Consider the following 13,537-nt stretch of genomic DNA (forward strand, 5'->3'; position numbering starts at 1 on the left):
ATCGGGCTTATAGACCCCCCAACCCGATATAGTCAACACCGCCTCTGTAAAAATTCTGACATTTTTGTAACGCACTGGTTTTAATAGGATATTTGTAATGACCAGGGGAAAGAGAGGAAAATGTACCGGATTGGATGTGTTTTCCGGATTCACTTTACGCCTTTCGCAGGAATCGTCCTGATTGCCCCCTCAAACCAGCGCAGATCGCGTCGCCCGCGCGGCTGCCCGGCCTCTCATTGCCAGCAAAACGCCCAGGACCTAATAGAGATCAAACGAACAGGGGAAGCGAAGCATGTTGCTTCTTCATAGGGAGCGGGCGCAAACGGGTTTGCCATACGAGCCCGACACCCCTCTATATAAAGCGATACGGAGCCAGCAGGCGTGACATATAAAGTGCCTCCATTGCCGGAGCTTCCGGTCTCGCATGTGCTTGGCGATATCGGCACTGCACTTTCCGGCCACGGGCGTGCGGTGCTGTCCGCGCCGCCCGGCGCCGGCAAGACGACGCTGGTGCCGCTTTATCTCCTGGGGCAGGAATGGCGCGGCGACGGCCGGATCATTCTTCTGGAGCCGCGACGGCTGGCGGCAAGGGCGGCTGCCGCCCGCATGGCCTCGCTGCTCGGCGAACAGGTGGGTGACACTGTCGGCTACCGCATGCGCCTCGACAACCGTATCTCCTCCAAAACCCGCATCGAGGTGGTGACGGAAGGCGTGTTCGCGCGGATGATCCTCGACGACCCGGAACTCTCCGGCATTTCCACCGTCATCTTCGACGAATTCCACGAGCGCTCGCTGGATGCGGATTTCGGTCTGGCGCTGGCGCTGGACGTGCAGTCGGCGCTGCGGGAGGATCTGTGCATCCTCGTCATGTCGGCGACGCTGGACGTAGAACGGGTCGCGGCCCTGCTCGGCCATCCGCCCGTCATCGAAAGCATGGGCCGCAGCTTTCCGATCGATATCCGCCATCAGGATCGGCCGGCGGGCGAACGCATCGAGGATACGGTGACGCGGGCGATCCTCGATGCACATGCGAAAGAAGAAGGCTCGATCCTCGCCTTCCTGCCGGGACAGGCGGAAATCACCCGGACAGCGGAACGGCTGGACGGCCGGTTCGGGCCGAAGACGATGATCACGCCGCTTTACGGCAATCTCGGCCAGAAGGAGCAGGACGCGGCGATCCGGCCCGCGCCGCAGGGCACCCGCAAGATCGTGCTTGCCACCTCGATCGCCGAAACCTCCATCACCATAGACGGTGTGCGGATCGTCATCGACAGCGGCCTGCAGCGCCTGCCGGTGTTCGAGGCCTCGACCGGCATCACGCGGCTCGAGACGGTGCGCGTGTCTCGCGCCTCGGCGGACCAGCGCGCCGGCCGCGCCGGGCGAACCGAACCGGGCATCGCCGTCCGCCTGTGGCATCCGGGTCAGACGGCGGCGCTCCCTGCCTTTACGCCGCCGCAGATCCTTTCCAGCGACCTTTCGGGCCTCGCGCTCGATCTCGCCCATTGGGGGGTGCAGGATCCGGCGACGCTTGCCTTCGTCGACCAGCCGCCGGCGACGACGCTTGCCGAGGCGCGCGCCCTGCTGCGTCAGCTGGGAGCGCTCGACGCGGAAAACGGACTGACGACGCGTGGCCGGCTGATGCGCGAGCTTGCCTTGCCGCCACGACTGGCGGCGATGGTGATTTCAGCGGCCGAATTCGGCCAGGCCCGCGAGGCCGCCTTGCTGGCCGTGCTTTTGACGGAACAGGGGCTCGGCGGCCAGAGCATCGATCTCGAAGAGCGGCTGCGACGCTTCAAGACGGAGAAGGGTGAACGGGCGGAAGCGGCGCGCCGGCTGGCCGGGAGGCTCGCCTCGGCGGCTGGCGGTAAAGCAAGTGCCGCCGCCGCGCCGTCTTCTCTGGCCGGCTCTTTGCTGCTGCACGCCTTTCCCGACCGGATCGCCTTGCAGCGCGGCGGACGCGGACGCTTCGTCATGGCCAACGGGCGCGGCGCGGAACTAGCCGAAACCGAGCGGCTTGCCGGCTCGCAGATGCTTGTCATTGCCGACCTGACCGGCCGGGCGGCGCAGGCGCGCATCCTGGCCGCGGCGGAGATTTCCCGCGCCGATGTCGAGGAGCATTTGCCGGGCGAGATCCGCACCGAAGACCAGAGCTTTTTCGACAGGGCGAGCGGTCAGGTGCGCGCAAGGCGGGCGACGCGGCTCGGTGCCATCATCTTCGAGGAAACACCCCTGCCACGCCCCTCCGGCGCGCAAGCGACACAGGCGCTGGTCGACGGCATCCGCGAACTCGGGATCGAGGTGCTGCCTTTTTCGAAGGAGGCGGCACAGCTGCGCGACAGGATCGGCTTCCTATACAGGACGATCGGCGAGCCCTGGCCCGACATGGGCGACGAGGCCCTGCTTGCCCGGCTCGACGACTGGTTCACGCCGTTTCAGACCGACGCGCGCGGCCTTTCCGACATTTCCGCCGGCGGGCTTTCCAACGGGCTGATGTCCATGGTGCCGCATGAGCTGCAGCGCGATCTCGCGCGGATGGCGCCGACGCATTTCGAAGCGCCCACCGGCCAGCGCCATCCCATTCAATATGACGGCGAGGAACCCCTGCTGACCATTCGCGTGCAGGAGCTCTTCGGGCTGAAGCAGCATCCGGCCGTCGGCGGCGGCCGCTTGCCGCTGGTGCTGGAGCTGACATCGCCGGCCCACCGTCCGATCCAGACGACGCGCGACCTGCCCGGCTTCTGGGCAGGATCGTGGAAGGATGTGCGCGCCGACATGCGCGGGCGCTACCCGAGGCATCCCTGGCCGGAAGACCCGGCCGATGCACTGCCGACGACACGCGCCAAGCCAAAGGGGACCTGACGATGGCACGCTTCTTCCGAGGACTGGAAAAACTGTCCGAGGCCGAAATGAAGGCGCAGGACGACCACCATACCAGCCGGCGGCTGCGGCTGCAGACATTGGTGCGCCTGCGCTGGCTTGCGGTCGGCGGCCAGACGGTGACGGTCATGATCGTCGCCTTCTGGCTGAAATTCCCCATGCCGCTGCTGCCCTGCTGCGTGCTGATCGCCTGCCTTGCCTGGATCAACTTCTTCCTGACGCTGCGTTATCCGCCGACCCATCGGCTGGAGCCTCCGGCGGCCTTTGCCCTGCTCGGCCTGGACCTGCTGCAGCTCTGCGGGCTGCTGCTGATTACAGGCGGCCTCGCCAATCCGTTTTCGGCGCTGGTCTGCGTGCCTGTCATCATCTCCTTTGCCTCGCAGCCGATCCGCTACAGCATGCCGCTGATCCTGCTGGCGATGATCTGCATCACCGGGTTGGCCTTCTCGCCATTCCCCCTGCCCTGGTACGAAGGTGTCGCCGTGAACGTGCATAGCGTCATGCAGCTCGGCGTCTGGTGCTCCATCGCCTCCACCATGGCCTTTGCCGCCTTCTACGCCTATCGCGTCTCCATGGAGGCTTCGCAGCTTGCGGACGCCCTGTCTGCGACGGAACTGGTGCTGCAGCGGGAAAAGCACCTGTCGCAGCTGGACGGGCTGGCGGCGGCGGCCGCGCACGAACTCGGCACGCCGCTTGCCACCATCAGCGTAGTTGCCAAGGAAATGGAACGGGAACTTCGCGAGGACGACCGTTTCCGCGAGGACGTGGCGCTGCTGCGCAGCCAGAGCGAGCGCTGCCGCGACATCCTCAGGCGGCTGACGACGCTCTCCTCGGAGGACGAGGCCCATATGCGGCGGCTGACGCTGTCTTCCATGATGGAAGAGATCATCGCGCCGCATCGCGAGTTCGGGATCACGCTGGAGCTGATCGAAAAAAGCCCCCGCGCCGGCGAGCCGGTGTTGAACCGCAATGCCGGCATCATGTACGGCCTTGGCAACCTCATCGAAAACGCGGTGGACTATGCCCGCAAGACGGTGACCATCACCGTGGAGTACACTGCCGACACGCTCACCATTGTCATCGAGGACGATGGGAGCGGCTATTCGCCGGAAATCCTGGCGCGGATCGGCGAGCCCTATGTCACCTCGCGCCAGCGTGACGACACGGCAGGCGGCCTCGGGCTCGGCCTCTTCATTGCCAAGACGCTGCTCGAACGATCCGGCGCGGCGCTTTCCTTCGGCAATCGCGATCCGGAGACGCCGGGAGCGCGCGTCCGCGTCGAATGGCCGCGCGTATTGATCGACAGTAATTCGACAAAATGATTTTCACGGCTTAAAACAGCGATCGTCAAAAATCGGTAGAATATGCAGGCGGATGGTCGCCGGGATAGAAGATAAAATGACGGATAAAGACAGCATTGCCCCGCAGACCGGGGCCAAGGACGACGCGGCCCATATCGGCCCGGATGCCACATTGCTGATCGTCGATGACGACGGCCCTTTTCTGCGCCGGCTGGCGCGCGCCATGGAAACGCGCGGCTTTGACGTCGAGACGGCGGAATCGGTGGCGGAAGGCGTTGCCAAATCCAAGGCGACCCCACCGAAATATGCCGTGGTCGACCTTCGCCTGGGCGACGGCAACGGATTGGATGTGATCGAGGCGATCCGCCAGCGGCGCGACGACACGCATATCGTGGTGCTGACGGGTTACGGAAACATCGCGACGGCGGTGACGGCCGTCAAGCTCGGCGCGCTCGACTATCTCGCGAAGCCCGCCGACGCCGACGACGTCTATGCCGCGCTGACGCAGCGCCCCGGCGAAAAGGCGGAAGTGCCGGAAAACCCGATGTCGGCCGATCGCGTGCGCTGGGAGCACATCCAGCGTGTTTACGAGATGTGCGAGCGCAACGTTTCCGAGACGGCCCGCCGGCTCAACATGCACCGCCGCACGCTGCAGCGCATCCTCGCCAAGCGCGCGCCGAAATAGAGCGATTCCAGGAAAAGTGGATAGCGGTTTTCCGTCCGGAATTGCGCCGGAGACTCACTGACCTATTCGGAAGCGAAGGACTTGCCCGTCGCCCACTCGGCCAAAAGCAGGCGCTGGGCGGCGGCGCGCGAGAAATTCAGCGTCACCGATTTGCGCGTCGCGGGCGGCAGGCGATGCTCCGGCGCCTCGCGGATCATGTGAGCGCCATAGCCGTCGGACAAAAACAGCCCGCACTCCTCCGGAAAGATATCGAGCGGCACATCCTTGTGGGTCGCGAAGAACAGCCGGTCGCAATGCTGGCGGTATTCCGGCCATTTGCGGTCGACGCGGAAATCCTCGATCGAGGTCTTGATCTCGATGATCCAGATTTCTCCCTTTTCCGACAGCGTGATGAGGTCGGCGCGACGGCCGCTGGCAAGCGGCAGTTCCGGCAGCACGGCGTGACGCATTTCATGCAGTAACAACTGCACGCCCTTGCGCACAAGCATGGCTCGCTCCGACTGCCTGCCATCTATTAACGGATTGTTATTGTAAACGTTCAAAATCGTCATGAATTGTCTCGGGGACAGGCCCAGCGTTGTTGCAAAAAAACCATGTCCTTCTAATTTGCGCGCCGGCGCTATTTTTGTAGGGCCAGAGCAGCTTGCAAAGCCAAGTTTAATGGAAAATAAACTTTAGACAAAGATGGTTGATAGCCATCCGTTCCCCGCCACGAAAATTCAAGAGACTTCCATGCGCATCCGTAATGCTATGACCGCACTCGGCCTTGTCGCAATGCTCGCATCGGCTGGCTATGCCACCACCGCCGCAGCAGCGCCGGCCGCAACCGCAAATTCGGCCACCGAGACCATCAAGACGTTCGATGGCGACTACGGTGTAACCAGCGACAACGGCTTTCAGCTGCCGGCGATCCCGATCCAGAAGGTGAAGCCGCAGTTCCGCCGTCAGATCGTCGAATACAAGACGGATGAGGCCGAAGGCACGATCATCGTCAACACGCGCGAGCGTCATCTCTATTACATCCTCGGCAATGGCGAAGCGATGCGCTACGGCATCGGCGTCGGCAAGCAGGGCTTCTCCTGGTCCGGCACCGCCTATGTCGCCTGGAAGCAGGAATGGCCGAATTGGCATCCGCCGAAGGAAATGGCTGTCCGCCGTCCGGAAATCGCCAAGTATGTCGATGGCGGCATGAACCCGGGCCTTTCCAACCCGCTCGGCGCGCGCGCCATGTATCTCTACAACGAAAAGGGCCAGGACACGCTGTTCCGCCTGCACGGCACGCCGGAATGGGCTTCGATCGGCACCGCCGCCTCCTCGGGCTGCATCCGCCTGATCAATCAGGACGTGATCGATCTCTACAGCCGCGTTCTTCCGGGCCGCAGCACCAAGGTCATCGTGATCCAGTAATCGCTGGCTACTTGAATTGAACGAAAAGGCCGCCGGATATCGATCCGGCGGCCTTTTTGTTTTTGAAGAATTGCGGATCGATCCTGTGCTGTCCCACCCGCCGTCGTCCTTCGAGGCTCCGCCTTTGGCGGCGCGCCTCAGGATTAGGGCTGATCTTTCCCCTGGCCGCAAGACACTCTCCACCTCATCCTGAGGAGCCTTGCCGTCGAAGCGTCAGCGCGGACGACAAGGCCTCGAAGGATCGAGGTGGCCTTTGATGGAGAAGACGACTCAGCCCGCCTGCCTTGCCTTCAGTTCGATGCGGCGGCGATGGAGGACCGGTTCGGTATAGCCGTTCGGCTGCTCGCGCCCCTTGAGCACGAGATCGAGCGCTGCCTGGAAGGCGATCGAGCCGTCGAAATCGCCTGACATGGCGATATAGTGGGGATCATCCGCGTTCTGCTGATCGACCACCGCGGCCATGCGCTTCATGGTCTCGATAATCTGCGCTTCGGTGATGACCTTGTGGTGCAGCCAGTTCGCCATGTGCTGCGCCGAGATGCGCAAGGTGGCGCGATCTTCCATGAGGCCGACATTGTTGATGTCGGGCACCTTGGAGCAGCCGACGCCCTGATCGACCCAGCGCACGACGTAGCCGAGAATGCCCTGGCTGTTGTTGTCGATCTCGCGCTGGATTTCCTCCGGCGTCCAGTTGGGTCGCGAGGCGACCGGCACGGACAGAATATCGGAGAGCCTGGCGCGGCCACGGCTCTTCAGGCTCTTTTGCACGTCGGCGACGTTGACGCGGTGATAGTGCGTGGCGTGCAGCGTCGCCGCCGTCGGAGACGGCACCCAGGCGGTGTTGGCGCCGGCCTTGGGGTGAGCGATCTTCTGCTCGAGCATGGCCGCCATCAGGTCTGGCATGGCCCACATGCCCTTGCCGATCTGGGCATGGCCGGACAGGCCGCATTCCAGGCCGATATCGACATTCCAGTTTTCGTAAGCCCCGATCCAGGCCGCCTGCTTCATGTCGCCCTTACGGATCATCGGGCCGGCTTCCATCGAGGTATGGATCTCGTCGCCGGTGCGGTCGAGGAAGCCGGTGTTGATGAAGACGACGCGCTCGCGGGCGGCGCGGATGGCTTCCTTGAGGTTGACCGTCGTGCGGCGCTCCTCGTCCATGATGCCCATCTTGATGGTGTTGCGCGGCATGGCGAGCAGGTCTTCGACGCGCGAGAAGATATCGACCGCGAAGGCGACCTCTTCGGGGCCGTGCATCTTCGGCTTGACCACATACATGGAGCCGGTGCGCGAGTTTTTCCGGCGGCCGTTCGGGCCGATATCGTAGAGCGCGATCAGGCCGGTGATTGCGGCATCCATGATGCCTTCCGGCACCTCGTTGCCGTCCCGATCAAGAATGGCCGGATTGGTCATCAGGTGACCGACATTGCGCACCAGCATCAGGGAGCGGCAATGCAGATCGAAGGTGCCGCCATCCGGCGCGGTATAGGTGACATCGGGGTTGAGCCGGCGCGTGAAGGTCTTGCCGCCCTTGGCGACTTCCTCGGTCAGGTCGCCCTTCATCAGGCCGAGCCAGTTGCGGTAGACCTCGGCCTTGTCCTCGGCATCGACGGCGGCGATGGAATCCTCGCAATCCATGATCGTCGTGATCGCCGATTCCAGGCGGACGTCGGAAATGCCGGCCGGGTCGGTCTTGCCGATGGCGGTGCTCGCGTCGATGACGACTTCGATATGGATGCCGTTCTGCTTCAGCAGGATGTGCGTCGGAGCGGCTGCATCGCCCAGATAACCGGCAAAATGGCTGCCGTCCGCCAACTTGGCGGCACCGCTCCCGGCGGCAATCGCCAGCGCACCATCCTTCACGGCAAGGCCGGTGACATCCTTCCAGCTGGCGCCATCGAGCGGCACGGTGGAATCGAGAAAGTCGCGGACCCAGGCAATGACCTTTTCGCCGCGCTTGGGATTATATCCCTTGCCCTTCTCGGCGCCATCGGTCTCGGGAATGGCATCGGTGCCGTAGAGGGCGTCGTAGAGCGATCCCCAGCGGGCATTGGCCGCGTTCAGGGCATAGCGGGCGTTCATGACGGGAACGACGAGCTGCGGGCCGGCAATCTCCGATATTTCGGGATCGACATTCGCCGTCGAAATCGTAAAGGCCGGGCCTTCGGGCACGATATAGCCGATGTCGCGGAGGAAAGCCTCGTAGGCGGCGAGATCGACGGGGGCGCCGTTCTTGCGATACCAGTCGTCGAGCGCTACCTGCATCTTGTCGCGCTTGGCCAGCAGCTCGCGATTCCTGGGTGCAAGGTCGTGGACAATCTTGGAAAAACCGGCAAAGAAGGTATCAGGATCGACACCCGAACCCGGAAGGGCTTCCTTGACGAGGAAATCGTACAGTACCGGTTCGATCTGAAGCCCGTTTTTCTCAATGCGGCTCATGCCAAATACTCCTCAAGGCCGTGTTACGGCTCAATTTTCATATGCTGCCACTTTGCTGACGGTTTCGCTTTCCGTCAATTTGGAAATAATTCGAAAGATTTATGCCTTTCTGGAAATAATCAATCCGCAGCAATTCGCGGACGACCGCTGGCGGTCGCTATGAACCGTGCTTCGATCAGCTTGCGACTGCCCTCAACCTCCGGCGCATCCACCTGCTCGTCCACCGCCACGACGAGATCGACCGCGCCGTTCAACCGCGCCTGCGCCATCGCGGCTTCGACGGCGCGCGAACGGGCGTCGGCAAAGCTTCGGTCCTCGTCGGTAAAGCGCAGGCTCTCACCGGCGCCGTTCAGGATATAGATGCCGTCCTCCGGCATGGTGACGAAAACGATGGCGCTGGCCCGCACCTGGCCGACCACCGCACCCACGGCATTGGCGACATCCGAATCGGCGGGAATGGCGCTTTCGGTCGCCAGCATTTCCGCGATCGCGGGATAATAGACCGGGGCGGAAGCGCCGAGCCCGACAAGCGGGCGGTCGAGCGAAATGGCGAAACGGGCGATCCCCGGGGCGCGGCGAAGAGCACGGTCGATAGAGGTCGAGCGGGCGGGATCCAGATCGGCAACGCCATCCTCGGCAAGGCAGGCGGCCAGAATGACATCGGCGGACTGGCGGGTGAGGCGATCGACGATCTTCTGCGCGAGTTCCTCGACCGATGAGGCGATGGCTCGTCCGGAGCCATCCTTCAGCCGCATGGCCAGGGCCAGCCCGAGGCGGGCCGCCGGTTCGTTCCACTGGCTCTGCCTGTCAAGCACATGCATGGCATCGGAGGGCGTCAGGCCGCTCAGATGCACGAGGCCGCGCGCCACCAGCCGATCCAGCGTCGCCTTCTGCGATGTCATCGTCAGAAGCTTGTCGAGCGCCACGGGAACCGCGCCGATCCTGTCGAACAGTGCCTGTTCGGGCGCCGTAAGACCGCTCGCCAGATGGTCCGGTACGCCGGTGCGCAGGGCGAAACGGCCCGCATTGCGGGCCAGATGCGACGCCCGCAGCTGCTGCTCCAGCACCTCGAGCACCGCCTCGCCATGCATATGGGCAGCGAGGCTGAGCGGCAACAGGCGGCGAGGCCCGAGCTCGAAAGCGGCGACAAGGCCGCGATCATTGATCTTCACCTCGGAATCGCCGCCGAGGCCATAGGTGCGCATGGCGACGGCCTCGACCATGGTTCGATAGCCTCCGACCACGGCGCCGTCGGCATCCAGCCGCGGCCGGCCGTCCTCCATGACGGCAACGTCGGTCGTGGTGCCGCCAATGTCGGAAACCACGGCATCGTCGAGACCGGTAAGATAGCGCGCGCCGACAAGACTTGCGGCCGGGCCCGACAGAATGGTCTCGATCGGCCGGAGCTTGGCCTCTGCGGCGGAAATCAGGGCACCATCGCCGCGAACCACCATCATCGGCGCGGAGATGCCGCGCGCCGCCAGAAACCCTTCGCAGGCGCCGACGAGGCGGTCGATCATCGAGACGAGGCGGGCATTGAGCAGCGTCGTCAAGGCGCGGCGCGGCCCGCCCAGCTTGGAGGAAAGCTCGTGGCTGCAGGTGACGGGCAGGTGCGAGAGTTCGCGGATATAATCGCGCACCCTGATTTCATGAGCCGGATTCCGCACGGCAAAATAGCCGGCGACGGCGAAGGAGGAGACCGTCTTCGCCAGTTCCGGCAACGCCTCGCGCAACGCCGTGAGATCGAGCGGATTTTCGTTGCCGTGGACATTGTGGCCGCCGGGAAGGAACAGCACGGGATCGGAGCCGAGCGCTTCCGCAAGACCGTCACGCTTGAGATCGTCCGGCCCGAAGCCGATCATGATCAAGCCGGCGCGGCCGCCCTGCCCTTCCACCAGCGCGTTCGTGGCGAGCGTGGTCGACAGCGATACGAGGCCGATCGCCGAGACGGGAATTTGAGTTTTGGCAATGACGGCATCGACGGCACCGGCGATGCCGACGGCCAGGTCGTGCCGCGTGGTCAGCGATTTCGCCTTGGCGATCACGCCATCGGTTTCATGGAAGAGAACGGCATCGGTATAGGTTCCACCCGTATCGATGCCGAGCAGGAAATGAGAGGTCACGAAAATATCCAGCTCTTGAACGGAATGTGATGCCGTTATTGCACCCTTGCGGCCTGAGCCGCTAGCTGGCAAGCGGCAAAAACAGTCTTACCGCCGTGTCACCCGCATCGGCAATCCGCCGCGCGGCTGTGTCGTCAGCTTCTGGACCGGCCAGGGATCGGTCTCGTCTGTCAGGTCGAAACGGAAGCGGCGCATCATCACGGCAAGGGCGATGACGGCTTCCTGAAGCGCGAAAGTGGCGCCGATGCAGACGCGCGGGCCCGCGCCAAAGGGCAGATACTGGAAGCGGTTGATCTTGCCCCGGTTCTCCGGAAGAAAGCGCTCCGGCATGAAGGCGCGCGGCTTGTCCCAATAGAGTTCGTGGCGGTGCAGCGTCCACGGCATGATGAGGACGGTGATCCCCTTGGGGATCGTCACACGCTCGCCCTTGGCGCTCGTCCATTCGTCATCGGCAATCGCGGCGCGATTGATCGACGGCGCCGGCGGATAAAGGCGCATCGCCTCCTCGAAGGCGGCGCGGACGTGCGGCATCAGGTCGAGCCAGGCGACCGGCTCCGCATCGCTTGCCAGCACCCGGTCGATTTCCTCTTCCATGGCTTGGCGAATATGCGGGCTGTTGGCGACGCAATAAAGCGTCCAGGCCAGCGCGCGGGCGGTCGTCTCATGGCCGGCGCCGATGAAGGTGAGGATATTGTCCTCGATCTCCTCCATGGTCAGCCCATCTGGGCCGGCCTTTTCCAGAAGCAGCGTCAGGAAATCGTCCGGGGCACTCGCGCGGTCCTTGCGCATCTTTTCCAGGCGCAGGTCCATGGTGTTGCGCACGATGCCGCGGAATTTGTCGAGCATGCGCTGGCCGCCGATGCGGGTAAGGCGCGGCACCCAGCCGGGCGCGCGCAGGAGATCCATGGGATCGACCCGGCCCATGCGGTGCAGCAGCTCGTTGACGTCATCGGCGAAATGCTCGCCTTCGGTGACGATCTCGCCGGAAAACAGGGTCTCCGCCAGGATGGCGAAGGTCATCTCGGTCATGTCAGCGGCGATATCGAACACCGCGCCTTCGCTGCCGGCCTGCTCGTATTTATGGAGATATTCCAGGCTCTGGCTCAGCATCTGGCCGGCAAAGCCCTGGGCATGACGCGGCGTGAACACCGGTGCGACCGCCTTGCGCGAGCGCTTCCAGACGGGGCCTTCCGCCGTCAGCAGGCCGTCGCGCAGGATGGGCCGGAGCACGAGCTGGCGGATATCGGCCATGCGGTAGTTGGCGGCGTTGTCGACCAGAACATGCTTGATCAGGCCGGGATCGTTGACGATCAGCGTCTGCTCGCTGAAGAACTTCGCCTTGATCCACGGCAGCGTATAGGAAGGCTCGCCCCAGAGTTCGAGCGGATTGCGCAGGATGGTTTTGATGATCGTCCAGCGCGACGGGGGGATGGTGCGCGGAATCGGCGCCGGCGGAGAGAAGGCTTCCGGAATCATGTCCATGCGATCAACTCTCCTCGAAGACCGGGCCGTTGCCCGATCGACACGACCGGAACGGCGCACCCATCCGATATGGGGAACGCCGCGCGCGAAATCCAGACGATAAAACGTCGCGTCAGATGCCTAAAGCAGCGACTTCAGGTCACTCAGCTTGTCGTTGATGAGCCAGCCGTAGTAATTTTCCTCCGGCCAGACCGGCTGCGAGGCGCCCCTGTTCCTGGCGGCAAGGGCGGCGGCGCGCTTGCGGGAATTGCCGAGATTGTAGAGCGTCGCGGTGATGCCGGGGTTGCCGGAAATATCCATGCCGGCGATCGAGCGATAGTCGTCGATCGACTTGCGGATCGATGCCGCGACGAAGGCCAGCGACAGATCGGGATCCATGATCGCCTTGTAGACGCCGCCGGCATCCTTTTCGTCCAACTTCGCAATGCCCGAGGTGCGGCTGACCAGATCGGAAAGCTCCAGCGCCGTCAGCGGATTGACCTGACCGAGACCGAAGGTCTGGCCGGCATAGAAGGGCTGGAAGAAAACCGCGCTGAAGCGATTGTCGGGATAGGATTTGCCGCCGACCGTCTTGCCGCGGAAATCGTCTTCCCAGACATCTTCGCGGCAGGTCCACAGGGCGTAGGAATCGCCCTTGCCCTTGCAGGCGTCGAATTGCGGCCGCGCGACGAAATCGTCGACGTTTTCGCCGTCATAGGCAAAGCGGAAGCTCTGGCCGGCATAGGACGCGGCCTTGACGTAGTAGGATTGCAGGCCGTCATAGGCATCGACATTGTAGGTATGCTCGCCGACGAGCGCGCCGATGATGTGGATCGGATCGATACCGTAGGCGCGTGCCGTCGATTTGATCTTCGACATCAGTCGCGTGTCCGTTGCCAGCAGCTCGCGGACCTTCTGGTACTTGCGATCGAAGGTCGAATTCGTGCCGCGCGTGCGCCGGACGGAGGCGCCGGGAACCGGCGGCTGCTCGGCATTGCGGTTGCCCGGAGGCACCGCGGTTGCCGCGTCCGCATGAGCGGGGATCCAGGAGAAGCTGGCGACCGCCAGAAGAGCAATGATCAGTATACGTCGCAAGATGGCTGTCCTGTCGAAGTTTCAACCGATGTTTCCGTGCGGCTGCCTGACGGATAATCTTGGCCGAATAAAGCCATCCGACACAAAGAAACGGGCCCCTAACTAAAAAGTTAACGGCCCGCTGTCGAGTGTTTACTGTTTTAAATCGC

At 63.5% G+C, this 13,537-nt stretch carries 9 protein-coding genes; 4 read left to right on the forward strand and 5 right to left on the reverse strand.

The features are described 5' to 3' along the window. Positions 1-393 precede the first annotated feature (393 nt). The 3 genes from hrpB to GR212_RS32055 all read left to right on the forward strand — a co-directional run bounded on the left by hrpB (position 394) and on the right by GR212_RS32055 (position 4,863). On the forward strand, positions 394-2,859 hold the full coding sequence (gene hrpB, locus GR212_RS32045) for an ATP-dependent helicase HrpB (protein WP_163993344.1): 2,466 nt from the start codon (positions 394-396) through the stop codon (positions 2,857-2,859). A 47-nt stretch (positions 2,860-2,906) separates the two neighbouring features. After that, on the forward strand, positions 2,907-4,199 hold the full coding sequence (locus GR212_RS32050) for an ActS/PrrB/RegB family redox-sensitive histidine kinase (RefSeq protein ID WP_204326852.1): 1,293 nt from the start codon (positions 2,907-2,909) through the stop codon (positions 4,197-4,199). 76 nt (positions 4,200-4,275) lie between these two features. Then, on the forward strand, positions 4,276-4,863 hold the full coding sequence (locus GR212_RS32055) for an ActR/PrrA/RegA family redox response regulator transcription factor (RefSeq protein ID WP_163993226.1): 588 nt from the start codon (positions 4,276-4,278) through the stop codon (positions 4,861-4,863). 62 nt (positions 4,864-4,925) lie between these two features. Here the strand turns inward: GR212_RS32055 and GR212_RS32060 are convergent, their stop codons facing one another. Continuing rightward, a complete protein-coding gene (locus GR212_RS32060; protein ID WP_163993228.1) occupies positions 4,926-5,414 on the reverse strand; it encodes an MmcB family DNA repair protein in 489 nt (162 codons plus the stop codon). Positions 5,415-5,595: 181 nt separating this feature from the next. On the opposite strand from GR212_RS32060, the gene GR212_RS32065 reads away from it, so the two are divergent. Then, complete coding sequence (locus GR212_RS32065; protein WP_112803917.1) at positions 5,596-6,270, forward strand: L,D-transpeptidase; 675 nt, start codon at positions 5,596-5,598, stop codon at positions 6,268-6,270. A 270-nt stretch (positions 6,271-6,540) separates the two neighbouring features. Here GR212_RS32065 and GR212_RS32070 read toward each other — a convergent pair whose 3' ends face one another. The 4 genes from GR212_RS32070 to GR212_RS32085 form a co-directional block, all read right to left on the reverse strand. Continuing rightward, entirely contained in the window at positions 6,541-8,709 is a 2,169-nt protein-coding gene (locus GR212_RS32070; protein ID WP_163993230.1) for a malate synthase G, read from the reverse strand. Between the two features lie 119 nt (positions 8,710-8,828). Beyond that, entirely contained in the window at positions 8,829-10,832 is a 2,004-nt protein-coding gene (locus GR212_RS32075; RefSeq protein WP_163993232.1) for a hydantoinase/oxoprolinase N-terminal domain-containing protein, read from the reverse strand. Between the two features lie 87 nt (positions 10,833-10,919). Then, positions 10,920-12,314: a cytochrome P450 gene (locus GR212_RS32080; RefSeq protein WP_163993234.1), complete on the reverse strand. Its 1,395-nt coding sequence runs from the start codon at positions 12,312-12,314 to the stop codon at positions 10,920-10,922. Between the two features lie 120 nt (positions 12,315-12,434). Beyond that, positions 12,435-13,388, reverse strand: coding sequence for a DUF1402 family protein (locus GR212_RS32085; RefSeq protein WP_163993237.1), 954 nt, complete (start codon positions 13,386-13,388; stop codon positions 12,435-12,437). Positions 13,389-13,537: the final 149 nt, after the last annotated feature.

The organism is Martinezella lusitana (assembly GCF_010668395.1).
Lineage (GTDB): Bacteria > Pseudomonadota > Alphaproteobacteria > Rhizobiales > Rhizobiaceae > Rhizobium > Rhizobium lusitanum_A.

Bases quoted from the DNA above. Each gene is read 5' to 3' on its own strand.
- GR212_RS32055 (WP_163993226.1), top strand. From the start codon at position 4,276: ATGACGGATAAAGACAGCATTGCCCCGCAGACCGGGGCCAAGGACGAC.
- GR212_RS32070 (WP_163993230.1), bottom strand. From the start codon at position 8,709: ATGAGCCGCATTGAGAAAAACGGGCTTCAGATCGAACCGGTACTGTAC.
- GR212_RS32080 (WP_163993234.1), bottom strand. From the start codon at position 12,314: ATGGACATGATTCCGGAAGCCTTCTCTCCGCCGGCGCCGATTCCGCGC.
- GR212_RS32060 (WP_163993228.1), bottom strand. From the start codon at position 5,414: ATGACGATTTTGAACGTTTACAATAACAATCCGTTAATAGATGGCAGG.
- GR212_RS32065 (WP_112803917.1), top strand. From the start codon at position 5,596: ATGCGCATCCGTAATGCTATGACCGCACTCGGCCTTGTCGCAATGCTC.
- GR212_RS32050 (WP_204326852.1), top strand. From the start codon at position 2,907: ATGAAGGCGCAGGACGACCACCATACCAGCCGGCGGCTGCGGCTGCAG.